The organism is Zoogloea sp. (genome assembly GCF_044344315.1).
GTDB lineage: Bacteria > Pseudomonadota > Gammaproteobacteria > Burkholderiales > Rhodocyclaceae > Zoogloea.
Map to the genome: position 1 here is coordinate 37,110 of NZ_JBIJDC010000003.1, position 16,076 is coordinate 53,185.

At 62.1% G+C, this 16,076-nt stretch carries 16 protein-coding genes; all 16 read right to left on the reverse strand.

Going from position 1 to position 16,076, the window contains the following annotated elements; genetic code table 11:
• Positions 1 to 9: 9 nt before the first annotated feature.
• The gene (locus tag ACIQ09_RS01275; RefSeq protein ID WP_398304905.1) at positions 10 to 195 is read right to left on the reverse strand and encodes a DUF2065 domain-containing protein; all 186 of its coding nucleotides are present in this window, start codon (positions 193 to 195) and stop codon (positions 10 to 12) included.
• Positions 195 to 1,100: a protease modulator HflC gene (hflC, locus tag ACIQ09_RS01280; RefSeq protein ID WP_398304907.1), complete on the reverse strand. Its 906-nt coding sequence runs from the start codon at positions 1,098 to 1,100 to the stop codon at positions 195 to 197. The genes ACIQ09_RS01275 and hflC overlap by 1 nt, the downstream gene beginning before the upstream one ends.
• Positions 1,100 to 2,368, reverse strand: a complete 1,269-nt coding sequence (hflK, locus tag ACIQ09_RS01285) for an FtsH protease activity modulator HflK (RefSeq protein ID WP_398304910.1) — start codon at positions 2,366 to 2,368, stop codon at positions 1,100 to 1,102. Before hflK ends, hflC begins: the two co-directional genes overlap by 1 nt.
• Positions 2,369 to 2,426: 58 nt before the next feature.
• The gene (gene hflX, locus ACIQ09_RS01290; protein WP_398304913.1) at positions 2,427 to 3,563 is read right to left on the reverse strand and encodes a GTPase HflX; all 1,137 of its coding nucleotides are present in this window, start codon (positions 3,561 to 3,563) and stop codon (positions 2,427 to 2,429) included.
• 50 nt (positions 3,564 to 3,613) lie between these two features.
• Positions 3,614 to 3,856: an RNA chaperone Hfq gene (gene hfq, locus ACIQ09_RS01295; RefSeq protein ID WP_079434940.1), complete on the reverse strand. Its 243-nt coding sequence runs from the start codon at positions 3,854 to 3,856 to the stop codon at positions 3,614 to 3,616.
• Between the two features lie 100 nt (positions 3,857 to 3,956).
• Positions 3,957 to 5,285 (reverse strand): ribosome biogenesis GTPase Der, encoded by a 1,329-nt coding sequence (gene der / locus ACIQ09_RS01300; RefSeq protein ID WP_398304917.1) that lies wholly within the window; start codon positions 5,283 to 5,285, stop codon positions 3,957 to 3,959.
• A gap of 15 nt (positions 5,286 to 5,300) precedes the next feature.
• Positions 5,301 to 6,437 (reverse strand): outer membrane protein assembly factor BamB, encoded by a 1,137-nt coding sequence (gene bamB, locus ACIQ09_RS01305; RefSeq protein ID WP_398304919.1) that lies wholly within the window; start codon positions 6,435 to 6,437, stop codon positions 5,301 to 5,303.
• Positions 6,434 to 7,087 (reverse strand): YfgM family protein, encoded by a 654-nt coding sequence (locus tag ACIQ09_RS01310; RefSeq protein WP_398304921.1) that lies wholly within the window; start codon positions 7,085 to 7,087, stop codon positions 6,434 to 6,436. Before ACIQ09_RS01310 ends, bamB begins: the two co-directional genes overlap by 4 nt.
• Positions 7,074 to 8,369, reverse strand: coding sequence for a histidine--tRNA ligase (gene hisS / locus ACIQ09_RS01315; RefSeq protein WP_398304924.1), 1,296 nt, complete (start codon positions 8,367 to 8,369; stop codon positions 7,074 to 7,076). The genes ACIQ09_RS01310 and hisS overlap by 14 nt, the downstream gene beginning before the upstream one ends.
• Before the next feature lie 36 nt (positions 8,370 to 8,405).
• A complete protein-coding gene (ispG, locus tag ACIQ09_RS01320) occupies positions 8,406 to 9,656 on the reverse strand; it encodes a flavodoxin-dependent (E)-4-hydroxy-3-methylbut-2-enyl-diphosphate synthase (protein ID WP_398304927.1) in 1,251 nt (416 codons plus the stop codon).
• Positions 9,657 to 9,667: 11 nt separating this feature from the next.
• Positions 9,668 to 10,573: a helix-turn-helix domain-containing protein gene (locus tag ACIQ09_RS01325; protein WP_398304930.1), complete on the reverse strand. Its 906-nt coding sequence runs from the start codon at positions 10,571 to 10,573 to the stop codon at positions 9,668 to 9,670.
• Positions 10,570 to 11,361, reverse strand: a complete 792-nt coding sequence (gene pilW, locus ACIQ09_RS01330; protein ID WP_398304933.1) for a type IV pilus biogenesis/stability protein PilW — start codon at positions 11,359 to 11,361, stop codon at positions 10,570 to 10,572. Before pilW ends, ACIQ09_RS01325 begins: the two co-directional genes overlap by 4 nt.
• A gap of 2 nt (positions 11,362 to 11,363) precedes the next feature.
• Positions 11,364 to 12,458 carry a 23S rRNA (adenine(2503)-C(2))-methyltransferase RlmN gene (gene rlmN, locus ACIQ09_RS01335; protein ID WP_398304936.1) on the reverse strand — a complete coding sequence of 365 codons (1,095 nt, stop codon included), beginning with the start codon at positions 12,456 to 12,458 and terminating at the stop codon, positions 11,364 to 11,366.
• 45 nt (positions 12,459 to 12,503) lie between these two features.
• Positions 12,504 to 12,929, reverse strand: coding sequence for a nucleoside-diphosphate kinase (ndk, locus tag ACIQ09_RS01340; RefSeq protein ID WP_398304939.1), 426 nt, complete (start codon positions 12,927 to 12,929; stop codon positions 12,504 to 12,506).
• A gap of 470 nt (positions 12,930 to 13,399) precedes the next feature.
• Positions 13,400 to 13,594 carry a cbb3-type cytochrome oxidase assembly protein CcoS gene (ccoS, locus tag ACIQ09_RS01345; RefSeq protein ID WP_398304942.1) on the reverse strand — a complete coding sequence of 65 codons (195 nt, stop codon included), beginning with the start codon at positions 13,592 to 13,594 and terminating at the stop codon, positions 13,400 to 13,402.
• 8 nt (positions 13,595 to 13,602) lie between these two features.
• Positions 13,603 to 16,065 (reverse strand): heavy metal translocating P-type ATPase, encoded by a 2,463-nt coding sequence (locus ACIQ09_RS01350; protein ID WP_398304945.1) that lies wholly within the window; start codon positions 16,063 to 16,065, stop codon positions 13,603 to 13,605.
• Positions 16,066 to 16,076 lie beyond the last annotated feature (11 nt).

Sequence of the window (16,076 nt, forward strand, 5' to 3'; positions counted from 1 at the left end):
TAGAGCGCCTCAGGAAAAGACAATCAGAATAGCGAGGCCGAGAACCATCGAACCCAGACCGACAAAACGTATTTGCCCGTCAGCCAGACGGATCAGGCGGGCAAAAGTCTCCCGCCAGGCGGCGGGAGCGACGAAGGGAATAACGCCTTCCAGCACCAGCATCAGTGCAAAAGCGATGATCAGGGTCCTCCCCATTACTTCCCGCTCTTGCCCGAATCGGAACCGCCGGACCGACCGCCAGCGCCCTTCAGGTACTTGAAGAACTCAGAGCTCGGCTCAACGACCATGACGTCGGACTTGCTCTTGAAGCTGCTGCGGTAGGCTTCGAGACTGCGGTAGAAGGAATAGAACTCGGGGCTCTGGCCGAAGGCCTGGGCATAGATGGCGGACGCCTTCGCATCGCCTTCACCCTTGACCATCTGGGCAGTGCGGTAAGCCTCGGCAATGATCACTTCACGCTGCTTGTCGGCATCGGCCTTGATCTTCTCTGCCTCGGCGCCCCCCTCGGAACGGAGCTCGTTGGCCACGCGCTTGCGCTCTGCCTCCATGCGCCGATAAACCGACTCGGACACTTCGGCAGGCAGGTCAACCCGCTTCAGGCGCACATCAACGATCTGAACGCCGATCTTGCGGGAATCCTGATCGGCCTTCACACGCATCTCATCCATGATCTTGTTCCGCTCGCCGGACACCACATCATGCACCGTCCGCTTGCCGAACTCCTCGCGCAGACCGGCATTCACCGTCTGCTCAAGGCGCGTCTTCGCCCGGGCCTCATCCCCGCCGACGGAGATGTAGTAAAGCTTCGGATCAACGATGCGCCACTTGACGAAAAGATCCACCAGCACGTTCTTTTTCTCGGACGTGATGAAGCGCTCGGGCTCCGTCGTATCGAGGGTCAGGATCCGGCTGTCAAAGTAGCGCACGTTCTGGATGAGAGGGATCTTCATGTGCAGACCCGGCTCACTGATCTGCTCCTTCACCTCACCCAACTGGAAGACGAGGGCATGCTGACGCTGATCCACGGTAAACAAGGACATGGACAACACGGCGACGATAAACAGGCCGACGCCGACAAAAAGTGACAGGCGCTCTCTCATCAACGTTCTCCCCGATCGCGATTGCGTGTGGCTTCGCGGGTTCTGGCCTCACCCGAGAGGGCATCCGCACGCGGCGGTGTAACTGAGCTCTCCGCCGCAGGTGCGACAGAGGGACGTGCCGCCTGCGCTGGATCGGCAGTCGGAGCCAAACCCGCTGCAGCGGTCGCCTGCATCAGCTTGTCGAGGGGCAGATAAAGCAGGTTGCCGCTGCCTTTCGCATCCACCATGACCTTCGACGTGCTGGACAGGACCTGCTGCATGGTCTCGATATACATGCGCTGGCGCGTCACTTCCGGCGCCTTGGAATATTCAGTCAGGATCTGCTTGAAGCGCGAGGCATCACCCTCAGCCTGGGCGACCACCCTGCCCTTGTAGGCATCTGCCTCCTCAAGCAGACGCGAAGCGGCACCGCGGGCCCGCGGAATCACGTCGTTCGCGTAAGCCTGGCCTTCGTTTTTCTGGCGCTCACGATCCTGACCGGCCTTGACCGCATCATCGAAAGCGGCCTGAACCTGCTCGGGAGGCTGGGCGTTCTGCATCGTCACCTTACTCACCTGGATACCCGTCGCGTAACGATCAAGGATTTCCTGGGTCAGCTTCTGGGCATTTGCGGCCACCTGCTCACGCCCTTCGTACAGTACGAAGTCCATCTTGCTCTTGCCCACGATTTCACGAACAGCAGTTTCTGCTGCCTGAATCACGGAATCGTCAGCGCCTCGGTTGTTAAACAGATACTGCTGTGGATCCTTGAGGACGTATTGCACAGCAAACTGGATGTTCACGATGTTCTCGTCGTCGGTGAGCATCAGGGCTTCCTTGAGCACCTTGTTACGCTCCGACCCCCGATAGCCGATTTCCACCGTACGCACGCCGGTCAAATTGACCAATTCGTGGGACTGCACGGGGTAAGGCAGGCGCCAGCGCAGACCCGGTTCGGTCGCTTCCAGGAAACGTCCGAACTGCAGCACGATTCCCCGCTGGCTTGCATCCACGATGTAAAAGCCGCTGGCCAGCCAGACCACGGCACCGAAGGCAGCGATCAGCCCGATACCGCCGCCGAACTGGCGAAAATTGAATTCGGGCAGACGGTTACCACCGTCACCACCACCGGAGCCTCCACTACGCCCGGGCTCGCGGCCAAACATGCCCGACAGGCGCCGGTTGAAGTCGCGCCACAATTCTTCGAGGTCTGGAGGACCCTGGTTATCGCCGCCGCCGCGATTGTCGCCGCCACCACGGTTGCCCCATTTGGGATCATTGAGGGACATGAGAATGCCTGAGATCACGGTATGTATCCGCTCCGGGAAGTGGGGTAACTGGAACGCGTCAGTATGACTCGTCCCGGGATTCCGAGATGGCTGCCAGCGCTGCCTTGTGTTTCAGGGCCACGTCTGCAAGAACCTGGCGCAACAGATCAAGCCCTTCGCCTGACCTGGCGCTGAGCAAAACGCGCGAGATGTTACCACAAGCGTCCTGCTGCACTTCCGCGCTTGCCATGCTCGCGTCGATCTTGTTCCAGACCTGGATCTGCGGAAGCATCCCTGCCCCGATCTCGTCGAGCACACCATTGACAGCCGCAATCTGTCCTTCCCTGTCATCGCTGGATGAATCGACGACATGCAGCAACAAATCGGCTGATACCGTTTCCTCAAGCGTGGCGTGAAAAGCTGCTACCAGGGAGTGAGGCAGATCTCGAATGAATCCGACCGTATCAGAGAGGACGATGTTCCCGGCCTCACCGAGAAAAAGACGACGGGAGGTCGTATCCAGCGTTGCGAACAGCTGATCGGCGGCGTAGGCGCCCGCTTTGGTCAAGGCGTTGAAGAGCGTGGATTTTCCGGCGTTGGTGTAACCCACGAGGGACACGCTGAGCACGTCCCGCCGTTCCCGTGCCCGCCTGCGCACGGCGCGCTGACGCTCAAGAACGGCCAGCCGTCCTTTGAGCATCTTGACGCGCTCGCCCAGCAACCGGCGGTCGGTTTCGAGCTGCTTCTCACCCGGACCACGCAAACCGATGCCGCCCTTTTGCCGCTCCAGGTGGGTCCAGCCTCTGACAAGACGGGTGGAAAGGTGCTGCAACTGGGCCAACTCGACCTGCAGTTTGCCTTCATGGCTTTTGGCACGGAGGGCAAAGATGTCGAGGATCAATGCCGATCTATCGACAACCCGGCAGTTGAGCTTGCGTTCAAGATTGCGCTGCTGGGCAGCGGTGATGTCGTGATTGAAGATGACGAGATCCGCCTCGTTCATCTGGGCGACCTGGCCGATCTCCTCAGCCTTGCCTTTGCCCACGTAGAACGCCGGATCAGGCGCCTGCCGACGACCCTGGACAACACCCACCACACTGGCTCCCGCACTTGAAGCCAGCAGGCCAACCTCCGCGAGGCGCTCGTCGATACCGCCTTGCCCGAAATCAACCTGAACCAAAACGGCGCGGTTTCCCGCGGAGGGTCGCTCAAACACGCGTCAGCCCGCTTGATCTTCAGCCTTCAAATGGCCCTTGATGAGGGAAGTCAGCTTGCTGCCTCGTTTTGTTCCTGCTGGATATTGACCGGCCGTGCGGGGACCACGGTCGAGATGGCATGCTTGTACACCATTTGGGTTACGGTGTTCTTCAACAGAACAACGTACTGATCGAAGGACTCGACCTGACCTTGCAACTTGATGCCGTTCACCAGGTAAATGGAAACCGGCACGTGCTCGCGCCGCAATGCGTTGAGGAACGGATCTTGTAAGAGTTGCCCCTTGTTGCTCATGGTAGAACCTCTATGGTTTTAGTTTGGAATAATTATAGAGCCTTTTGCTGCACTGCCACAAAATGACAGCAAGCCGCTCGATGGTGTGGAAAACGGTTCTTCAATCCTTATTCGCGTAAGGATTGTGGGACGACTTGAATTGTATCCGCAAAGGGGTGCCCTGCAGTTTGAACGCCTCCTGGAAGCTCCGCTCCAGGAAACGCACATATGACGGTGGCACATGATCGAGCGCACTACCATGCACCACGATCACCGGAGGATTCATCCCCCCCTGGTGGGCATAACGCATCTTGGGACGGAAGCCTCCGTGCCGAGGCGGCTGCTGGCGGACAATCGTATCGAGAAGCAGACGGGTCAGTTTGGGCGTGGACAGCTTGGTCATCGCTGCTTCGTAGGCGCCATCCACAGCCTTCAACATGGGGGCGATACCTTGGCCCTTCAAGGCTGAAACGTAAAGAAATCGCGCAAAGCCCAGGAAGGGCAGCTTGCGGGCGATATCTTCCTTGATACGCTCACGACGGTAGTCGTCCACGCTGTCCCATTTGTTCACTGCAACAACCAGCGCCCTGCCGGCTTCCACGGCAAAGCCTCCGATGTGTGCGTCCTGATCGGAAATCTCCTGGCTTGCGTCAAGCACCAGGACAACGACATTGCATTGCTCAACAGCCTGCAGGGTCTTGATGACCGAAAACTTCTCGACTGCCTCGAAGACCTTGCCGCGTTTGCGCAGGCCCGCGGTATCGATCAGCGTGTAATGCCTGCCGTTGCGCTCGAAGGGCACCTCAATGGCATCCCGCGTGGTTCCGGGCATGTCGAAGGCAATGACTCGTTCCTCGCCGATCAGGGTATTGACCAGGGTGGACTTGCCCACGTTGGGGCGTCCGACGATGGCCACACGGGGGCCCTTTTCGTCAGGAAGCTCATCGTCCTCGTCTTCCGGAAAGGACTCCAGGATCAACTCCATCAGGGAATTGACGTTGTCGCCGTGGGCCGACGAAATACATAGCGGGTCACCGATACCCAAGGCATGAAACTCGGCCGACACCATCGCCCGGTTCATGCCCTCCGCCTTGTTCACGACCAGAAAGGTCGGGCGGCCGGCGCGACGCAGACGGCTGGCAATCTGCTCGTCGTGGGGGGTAAGCCCGGAACGGGCATCCACCATGAAAACCAGTGCATCGGCTTCGGCGATCGCCTGCTCCGCCTGCTTGGCCATCTCATGAACGATGCCATCCTTGGCCACGGGGTCGAAACCCGCGGTATCAACCACCAGGAATTCCCGTTCAAGCGCTCGCCCCATGCCGTAGCGGCGGTCCCGGGTCAAGCCAGGAAAATCGGCGACCAGGGCATCACGCGTCTTGGTGAGGCGGTTGAAGAGGGTCGATTTGCCCACATTGGGGCGTCCTACCAGGACCAGGGTGGGTTTCACGCGTCGGCGACTCCGTTATTGAACGCCAAGGGCGTAAACACTTCCGTCCTGCGTTTGCACGACGATGTCGCTGCCGGCACGCTGGATATCTGCAAGAATCGGGCTGGAATCAGTGCGCTGGCGGCCTACGAGGCTGCCGTCGTCCTTGCGAAGGACATGCACATAGCCCTCGATGTCACCCACGACCACATGCTCTCCGACCACGCGGGGACGCCCCGCGCCGCGGCCGGCAAGCTGATCCTGCTTCCAGGCGCTGGCACCGGTGGACAGATCGAGGGCATGTACGGCCCCCTTCGCATCGGTGACGAAAACCTGCCGTCCATCCTGGTCGAGCCCCTTCGAGCTGGACATGTCCCGCGTCCACAAGGTGGAGCCGTTGGCCAGATCGAAGCAGGCAATACGCCCCTGATAGGCCACCGCGCACGCTGCACGGGCCCCCAGTACCGGAAGGCTGGTGATGTCGGCAATCCGTTCGAGCTCGGTGGCACCTCGCGGAACGGCCACGGCGCCTTCCCACATCAGGCTGCCATTGACTGCGCTGACGGCCACCAGTTTGCCGCCCGGGAAGCCGGCAAAGACCGCATTCCCTTCGAGCACCACGCCCGCTGAATTGCGCAGGGAGAGCGCAGGCAGGGCGCGCTGGTAAACCCAGCGCCGTTTGCCGTCCGCCGGATCAAGCCCAAAAAGGCGGCTATCTGCACTACGCACCACCACTATCCCGTCAGACAGCACCGGGGCAGCGAGAATCTCCGCATTGACCGACACCCGCCACTTGATCTGGCCCGACTCCGCGTCCAGGGCAATAACCTCACCCTTGGGCGAGCCCACCACAACCAATCGACTGTTGGCACCCACGCCGCCGGAAATCGGAGTGTCGACCGAAGTCTTCCAGACACTCCGCCCGGCTTGCAGGCGGACGACAGTGCCATCCCCTGCCGCTGCAAAAACCGCATCGCCGGAAACCGCCGGCTGAAAAACGAAACGACCTGCCCCACCGACGCGCCCCTTCCAGGTCTCGGTCGCATTCACGGAACTGGTCAGCGGCTTGAGCGACGGGATCTTGGTGTTCGACGAGGAAAACGGATTCAGGGACGAACACGCACCCAGGCACAAGGCACCCGCCAGGATCAGCGCCAGGCGGTGCGCCCTCATTGGGCACCCCCGACGGCATCAAGCTTGGCCTGGGCAATTTCACGCAGGGTGGAAGCCTCGGGCTTCACTGCCGTAGCCAGTGCATCGACAGCGGCCTTGTAGGCCGCCCGCGCCTCGGCTGGCTTGCCCTGGGCCACCAGGATGTCACCCTTCAGATCGGCGAAACGGGCCGCCAGATCGGCATCGACCGGAGCCTGGAGCTGCGCCAGGGCCTCGTCATAGGCCTTCTCGTCAAGCAGTACGGTAGCCAGACGCAGCCGCGCCAGGTTGCGCAGGGCCGGATCGTTGGCTTTCTCGGCCGCCCAGGCGAGGGGCACGCGGGCGTTCTTCAGATCGCCGGCATCGCTCTGCACCTTGGCAGACAGCAGGGCTGCCAGGTCGGCGTAGGGGGTGCCGCTGTACTTCTCGATGATCGCCCCGGTTACTTCCCGGGCCTTCTGGGCATTGTGCTCGACAGCAGCCTGCTGCACGACCGCATAGAGGGCCGAAGCCTCGGCGCCTTGCTGGCCCCGGTACCAGTTCCAGCCCTGCCAGCCCACCGAGGCCAGGGCCGCAACCACGGCGACCGCTGTCACAACGGTGCCATAGCTCTCCCACCAGCCCTTGATCTGGGAAATCTGTTCCTGTTCTTCGAGGTCAAATGCTGCCATCGTCTTCTTCCGATTCGAGTAGGCGGTCCGCCAGGGTTTCGGGGAGCGCGTCCATCGGGACGCGAATCTGTTCACTGCCGTCGCGCAAGGGCTTGAGGCTGACCTCGCCTGCCGCGGCCTCATCGTCACCGATGACCACTGCAAAGGGCGCGCCGGATGCATCGGCACGCTTCATCTGGGACTTGAAGCCCCCACCACCACAATGCAGGGTCACTGAAAACCCGGTACCGCGCAGTGCTTCGGCCACACGAAAGGCTGCCCGCTGGGCGGCCTCGCCCGCATGAACCACATAGACATCCGGCACCACACGTTCCGCCTCACCACCACACTCCTGCCAGAGGGCCAGAAGTCGCTCCACACCCATGGCAAAACCAGCCGCCGGCGCGGGCTTGCCGCCGAGCTGGGCCACCAGCCCGTCATAGCGGCCACCCGCACAGATCGTGCCCTGAGCGCCGAGGCGGGTCGTGACCCACTCGAAGACCGTACGGTTGTAGTAGTCAAGGCCGCGCACCAGACGGTGATTGATACGATAGGGCATTCCTGCATCCTTCAGCAGGGTCTGCACACCATCGAAGTGCTTACGGGACTCCTCGCCCAGGAAATCCGCAAGGCGGGGCGCCGCTTCGACAATACCCTGCAGGTCGGGATTCTTGGTATCCAGGATGCGCAGCGGATTCGAGTACAGGCGGCGCAGGCCATCCTCGTCGAGGCGATCCTTGTGCTGCTCGAGATAGGTGATCAGGGCTGCACGATGCGCTGCGCGCTCCTCGCTGCTACCCAGGGAGTTGATCTCCAGCCTGACATCGTCAAGACCCAGATCGTCCCACAAACGCGCGCACATGAGGATGTGTTCGGCATCGATGTCCGGACCTTCGTAGCCCAAGGCCTCCACGCCAACCTGATGGAACTGGCGATAGCGCCCCTTCTGCGGGCGCTCGTGGCGGAACATCGGACCGTGATAGTAGAGTCGGCGTGGATTACCGAACAGCAGGTTGTGCTGGATCGCGGCCCGCACGCAGGACGCGGTGCCTTCCGGGCGCAGCGTAAGGTGCTCACCGTTGAGGGCATCCTCGAAGGAGTACATCTCCTTCTCGACGATGTCGGTCACTTCACCGATGGCGCGCTTGAACAGCGGCGTCGGCTCGACGATGGGCATGCGGATGGGACGGTAGCCGTAGCTGTGAAGCCAGTTGCGGACGATGTCCTCGAACTGCTCCCACACTTCGGCGTCGTCGGGCAGGATGTCATTCATCCCGCGCACGGCCTGGAGGACTTTGCTCATGATCTTTCTTGTTTTTCGTGGGGGACGTCCGGCGCTTCAGGCCGGAGCGCCCTTGCGGCGGTAGGTACGGGCCACGTACCTTTCAATGATTGTCTTGAATTCGTTACTGATGTTGTCGCCACGCAGGGTCTGGGTCTTCACGCCGTCCTCGAAGACCGGCGCCGCGGGAGACTCACCGGTTCCGGGCAGGGATATCCCGATGTTGGCATGCTTGCTCTCACCCGGACCATTGACGATGCAGCCCATCACGGCGAGGTTCATGTTCTCGACGCCATCGAACTGCTCACGCCAGATCGGCATGTTGTCGCGAACATAGCTCTGCACATCGGAAGCCAGTTCCTGGAACAAAGTGCTGGTGGTGCGCCCACAGCCCGGGCAAGCCGTCACCATGGGTGTGAACGCGCGCAAGCCCATGGTCTGAAGGATCTCCTGGGCGACGATGACCTCCTGGCTGCGGCTCCCGTTGGGCTCCGGCGTCAGGGACACCCGAATGGTGTCGCCAATGCCTTCCTGCAAAAGCACGGCAAGCGCTGCAGTCGAGCCAACGATACCCTTCGAACCCATTCCGGCCTCGGTCAGCCCCAGGTGCAACGGGTAATCACACTTTGCGGCCAGATCACGATAGACGGCGATCAGATCCTGCACGCTGCTGACCTTTGCAGACAGGATGATCTTGTCACCACCCAGCCCGTACTCTTCCGCCTTCGCAGCCGACTCCAGGGCCGAGGTCACGAGGGCTTCGCGCATGACGGCACCGGCATCCCGGGGGATCTCGCGGCGGGCATTCTCATCCATGATCCTCGCCAGCACCGACGGGTCCAGGCTGCCCCAGTTGACACCGATGCGCACCGGCTTGTCGAAGCGGCAAGCCATTTCGACAATGGACGCAAACTGGGTGTCGCGCTTGGCGCCCTGCCCTACGTTGCCTGGATTGATTCGGTATTTGGCAAGAGCCTCGGCGCAGGCCGGGTTGTCAGCCAGCAATTTGTGGCCGTTGTAGTGAAAATCGCCTACCAGCGGGACGTCGAGATTCATGGACAGAAGCTTGTCCCGGATCCTGGGGACGGCCTTGGCCGCCTCATCGTTATTCACGGTGATCCGCACCAACTCCGACCCGGCCCGGGCCAACTGGGCCACTTGCATCGAGGTCGAAAAATCATCGGCCGTATCGGTGTTGGTCATGGACTGAACGACAATTGGGCCGCCAGAGCCAACCACAACCTGACCAATCCGCACTTCACGGGTGACACGCCGCGCGGCAGCCCGCCCGGAGAGAAGAAGATCCATGGTTTCTGCCCTCATTCCAGCTTGAGACGGGCAACCGTCGCCTTGGTGCCCAGATTGACCGGCGTACCGTTGCGCTCAAGTTTCACGTAACGGGCATTGCCGACAACCAGTGAAAAGGGAGCACGTGCTTCGAGTTGCTCCCGGGAGCCGGCCTTGCCGAGGCGCGAAAAAATGATCTTGCCGCTCGCGTCCTTGACCTCAACCCATGCATCCTGGCTGAAGTCGAAAACCAGGCGTTCCATGCCATCGGCGGCTTTTGGCGTCTCGACAACTGCCGGCACGGGAACAGCAACCGGCACCACCTCAGGTGCAACCGCCGGCGCACCAGGAAGAACCTGCGGGGCCACGGCCACCTCGGCCGGAGATGCCACAGCGGCACCAACAGCTACCGGGGTGACGGTTTCACCCGCCGGAGAGGGCTCGGACGAGGGCACAGCTTCAACAGGGGCCGGAAGGCTGGCAGCCAGCTCCTCGGCCGGCTTAGAGCGCAGGGTGTCGTAATACCAGCCCGCCACAACGACCCCAAGGAGCGCCAGGGCGGCCAGGATGCCGGGAATCACCGAGCGGCGGAAACGGCCTCGACCAATCTCTGGCATCTCGCCCTGAGCGTTAGAGCTAGGGGCCAGCTCCACATTGGCATCGGCCTCTGGAGGCTCAAGCTGGGCCAGCAGGGGTGCGGGATCGATCTTGAGGAGACGGGCGTAGTTGCGCAGGAAACCACGGGTGAACGCAAAACCCGGCAGGAGGTCAAAACGCCCGGACTCAAGGGCCTCGATCTGCCGAGGGTTGAGCTTGAGGGCATGTGCCACTTCAGAAATGCTGAGCCCTTGGGCCTCACGAGTGCGGCGCAGGCCATCACCGGCCCGGACTTCATCAACCGGGTTCGGGGAGGACGACAAAGCTTGAGAATCTGTCACTGATACAGCCCTTGCTGGAAAGCTTGATATTCGGGAGAAGCGGGAAAGCGCCGACGCAACTGTTGGGCAAGGGCAGCCTCGGCCGCCCGGTCACCGAGGCGACGCTCGACGCGGATGCCAAGCCACAGGCTTTCGGCAGTCGGCTCCCCACCTTCATGCAGCGCGGCAATATAGCGCCGCGACGCCTCATAGGCCCCTCGCCGGTAGGTGATGGCGGCGAGATGGTAAATGGCCTGCAGATTGGTCGCATCCGTCTCCAGCGACCGGAGAAACTGCTCTTCAGCCGCTCGATCGTTCTTGAGCCGAACCTGGCACAGCCCGGCATTGTTGAGCGCCCGGGCGGGACTCTGATAATAAGGATTGCGTGCCGCCGTGGTCAGGAGCTCGAGCCCGGCCTGCTCCTTGCCGACCGAGCACAGGAACCAGCCGTAGGCATTCATCACTTCCGGATCACCCGGGGCGAGACGCAGGGCATGGGCTAAATTCGCCTCCGCGATCTCGTTCTCCTCCAGATACATATGCACCTGGCCCATCAGCTGATAAACGGGGGCATAGCCGGAATCATAGGTGGCCGCGGCACGCGCCTCATCCAGGGCAACCCCGAAGCGGCCCGCCTGAAAATAGGCCTGACCGAGCTCCACATGCACCTTGGCCTTGCGCCGTCCGTCACTCTGAACGGGCTGTTCGGACACCGGGCGCTCCAGTCGCGCCACCCCTCCCGGGATCTGCGGACCCGCACAGGCAGACAGCATGAGCGGGATGGACAGGGCCAGCATAATGCGTTTCACGGTCAGACCTCCTGAATCGGCACAATGCGCGTCGTGCGGCGGGTCTTGTCCTGCACTTGGCCGGCCAGTTGGCCGCAAGCCGCGTCCACATCATCACCGCGGGTCTTGCGGGTGGTGGTGACGATACCGGCATCTATAAGGATCTCAGCAAAACGTCTGATCCGCGGCGCCGGCGAACGCTCGAAGCCGGACCCCGGAAAGGGGTTGAACGGAATGAGGTTGAATTTGCAAGGTACGTCCCGCACGAGGGCAACCAGCTCACGGGCATGGGCATCGGAATCGTTGATGCCGTCCAGCATGACGTACTCGAAAGTGATGAAATCTCGTGGCGCCTTCTGAAGGTAACGCCGACAGGCTGCCATCAGCTCGCGGAGGGGGTACTTCTGATTGATCGGCACCAGCTTGTCCCGCAAGGCGTCATTGGACGCGTGCAAGGAAACGGCAAGGGCCGTGGGGCAGGCGTCGCGCAGGCGATCCATGGCCGGCACGATGCCTGACGTGGATACGGTGACGCGCCGCCGGGAAAGACCGTAAGCGTTATCGTCGAGCATCAGCTTCAAGGCCGACACGACGTTGTCAAAGTTGGCGAGGGGCTCGCCCATGCCCATCATCACCACGTTGCTGATCACCCGCTCACCGTCGCCATTGGCGCCCAGCATGCGATTGGCCAGCCACAACTGACCGATGATCTCAGCGGCACTGAGGTTGCGGTTGAAGCCCTGCTTGCCTGTTGAACAGAAAGCGCAGTCAAGGGCACAGCCGGCTTGGGAGGAAATGCACAGGGTGCCGCGGTTGGTTTCGGGAATGAACACCGTTTCAACCGCATTGGCGTTGCCCACATCCAGCAGCCACTTGCGTGTACCGTCCGTGGAGATGCTGTCACGCACCGGCACCGGCGGCGTGATGCAGGCCGTCCCTGCGAGCTTGGCCCGCAGGGACTTGGCCACGTCGGTCATCTGGTCGAAATCGGTGGCACCGAAGCGATGCACCCAGCGGAGCACCTGCTTGGCGCGGAATGGTTTCTCACCTTGCTGGACAAACCAGTCGGTAAGGGCTTCGGCATCGAAATCGAGGAGATTGACCACGGGTAGTTCCATCCTTGGCAGCGGGAAGAAGGGCTTTCATCCCGCAACCAGAGATCATCAACGGCTGTAAACGTTCATGCCGGGGAAGAAGAAAGCAACTTCCACAGCGGCGGTTTCGGGCGCGTCGGAGCCATGCACGGCGTTGGCGTCGATGGACTCTGCGAAATCGGCGCGGATGGTGCCCTTGTCGGCCTTTTTCGGATCGGTGGCGCCCATCAGCTCACGGTTCTTGGCGATGGCGTTTTCACCTTCCAGGGCCTGGATCATCACCGGACCGGAGGTCATGAAGGAGACCAGATCCTTGAAGAAGGGGCGCTCCTTGTGCACAGCGTAGAACTCACCGGCTTCACGCTCGGAGAGGTGCACCAGCTTGGCCGCGATGATCTTCAGGCCGGCGCCTTCGAAACGGGCGTAGATCTGACCGATCACGTTCTTGGCAACAGCGTCGGGTTTGATGATGGACAGGGTACGTTCAATGGCCATGAGGCAGACTCCAGTGAGACAAAGGATGGTCGAAAAACTAAAGCCCGGAATTTTAGCAGGTTGGCGCCTCAGAACGGCGCTTTTCAACGCACAAGGCCCAACACCACTCGATCGAACGCGCTGACAAGCAATCACGAAGCCCGCCCGGAACAAGGCTGATCCAGGACGAAGGAAGGGTTCCGCAGTGACTCGCGACGGTCAGGCAAGGGGGCTGACCGGCAAGCGAAGACATCGGACAGATGGCTTCCGAAACACAGGAATGGGGGCAAAAAGGCGAAAAAAAAGGGTGCGCATCGCGCACCCCCAACCCCAACAGAGAGACTTAAGTACTGGCGCCATCGCACCAGGAAAACGCATTTTGTTGCTCGTGTTTGCGTTTTCAACTTGGAACGGAGTATGCGCATCTCCCTGCCCGGGCGTCTTGATTTGGGTCAAAAACCCTTCAGATAGCGTGGTGAATTTTCACCCCGTCAGCGAGACGTACCGCCGTCATCCTCCTTGACCGGAGGTTTCACCACCGGCGGTGCATCATCGTCGACCACCACTCGGTAGCCTGGGCCTTCAAGATCATCGAACTGACCACTCCGGACCGACCACCAGAATACAACCCCGATCACGAAAACCAGCACGACGGACAGGGGAATCAGCAGGTAAAGACTTTCCATGGAATCCCTCAGCGAGGTGGCCTGCGCTGCAAGCGCAAGGCATTCAGGACGACGAAGAGCGAGCTCGCCGACATGCCGATGCCCGCCATCCACGGCGTGACGAGCCCGAACATGGCGAGAGGTACGGCAGTGAAATTATAGGCAAACGACCACCACAGGTTTTGCCGGATGATGGCCAGCGCGCGACGGGACAGGGTGACCCCTTCGGCCAGAGAGGAAAGATGGCCGCTCAGCAGGACGATGTCGGCCTGGTTGCGGGCCAGATCGGTACCTCCGCCCATAGCCACCGACACCTGTGCCTGGGCCAGCACCGGCGCGTCATTCACGCCATCGCCCACCATGGCGATCACCGCATCGCCCTTCTGCAGGGCAACCAGGCCACGGTGCTTGTCCTCGGGCGTCATGCCGCCAAGGGCCTGTGCAACCCCGAGACGCCGGCCCAGCGCCTCGACCGTCGACGGCGTATCACCACTGAAGATGGACAGAGCAATACCCTTGCCACGCAGGGATTCGAAAGCTGCGGGGCAATCCTCCCGGAGACCATCGGAAAGGGTAAAGCCCGCCAACCATCCCTGCGCCGACCCCAGGGCAATCACCGTGCGCCCTGAGCGCTCATCCTCACGCAGAGCCTCGGGTACCGGCGAACCGGCAAGTTCGGCAACGAAGCTTGGCCGCCCGACGCGATGGGCCACACCGTTGAGCAAACCCGACACCCCTTGCCCCGTGGTCGCGGCCAGTTCAGCGATGGCCGGCAAGGCCCCGCCACCTGCACGCAGACGCAGCGCGGCGGCGATGGCATGCTCGGAACCCTGTTCGAGCGCAGCGGCCAGGGCCAGGACGCCCGCCTCGTCGACGCGCCCCAGCAGGCGTACCTGCTCGACCCGCATCTCTCCGTATGTGAGGGTGCCAGTCTTGTCGAAGACGAAATGATCAGCCCGGGCCAGCGCCTCGATGGCGTGCCCGCGGGTTACCAGCACGCCGATGCGGGCCAGGGCATCGGTCGCCACGGTGAGCGCCACCGGTGTCGCGAGGGACAGGGCGCAAGGGCAGCTCACCACCAGCACAGAGACAAACACCCACAAGGCCCGGTCCGGATCGGTCCACCACCACCATGCAGCCGTCACCACCGCCAGCACCAGCAGCGCCACGATGAAATAAGCGGCGACGCGATCAGCCTGCTGAACCACTCTGGGCTTTTCTGCCGACGCACGCTCCATCAGATGACGAATGGCCGCCAGCCGGGTGTTGTCACCGGTGCGGGAGACCCGCACGGTCAGGGGGCTGCCGATATTGAGGCTCCCTCCTGTCACCTCGGCCCCCGGCGCCTTGGGCACCGGCCGGCTCTCACCGGTCAGGAGGGCTTCATTGGCCTCGCTGTTGCCGTCGATCACCACGCCGTCGGCAGGCACGGTTTCACCGGGCTTGATGCGGATGATGTCGCCCGCCACGAGTTGCGAGACCGGCACCCGCTCACCTTCCGGCAGCGGGTAGGCAGCCAGTCGCTCGGCAAAGGCCGGCAGGGCTTTGCCCAGCTCCTCGACCCCGCGCACGGCCTTCTGGCGGGCGAGCATCTCCACATAACGCCCGCACAGCAGGAAGAAGACGAACATGGTGACCGAGTCGAAGTACACCTCTCCCCTGCCCGTGAAGGTGGCCCAGCAACTCGCCACAAAGGCCGCCCCCACACCGAGGGCCACAGGCACGTCCATGCCCAGGCGACGCAGGCGCACATCGCGCAGGGCGTGGCTGAAGAAGGGGGCGGCGGAATACAGCACAACCGGCGCGGTGAGAATCAGGCTGGCCCAGCGCATCAACAACTCGATGTCGGCCGTCATGTCGCCGGGGTCAGCCACATACACCGGGAAGGCGTACATCATGACCTGCATCATGCCGAAGCCGGCCACGAACAGGCGCCACAGGGCGGAACGACGCTCCCGCTGGGAAATCTGCTCCGACCGGGCGGAGTCATACGGGTAGGCCCGGTAACCAATAGCCTGGATGGCGCCGAGGATGTCGGAGAGCTTGATATTGCGCTCGTCCCAGCGCACCCGGGCACGCCGGGTGGCGTAGTTGATGTCCACCGCCGTGACACCCGGCTGATGGGCCACATGCTGCTCGTTGAGCCAGATGCAGGCGGCGCAGGTGATGCCTTCGAGGATCAGGTCGGCTTCCCGCTCATGCTCGCCGATGGGCTTGACGAAGCCCTGCTGAAAGTCGGGATGGTCAAAAAGCCCCAGCTCCTTGAGCTCGTCGGGCATGGCCTCCCGGGCCTGCTCGGGCAGCGTGTCGCGGCGTTTGTAGTAATCCACCAGCCCGCTGCTGACGATGGACTGGGCCACGGCCTGGCAGCCCGTACAGCACATCTGGTGGGGGGTTCCATCGATCTCCACCGGAAGATCCACATCAGCGGGGATGGGCAAGCCGCAGTGATAGCAGTCGTGCTCGGACGACGGGAGGGATTCGGACAACACGGGCCTCGCTG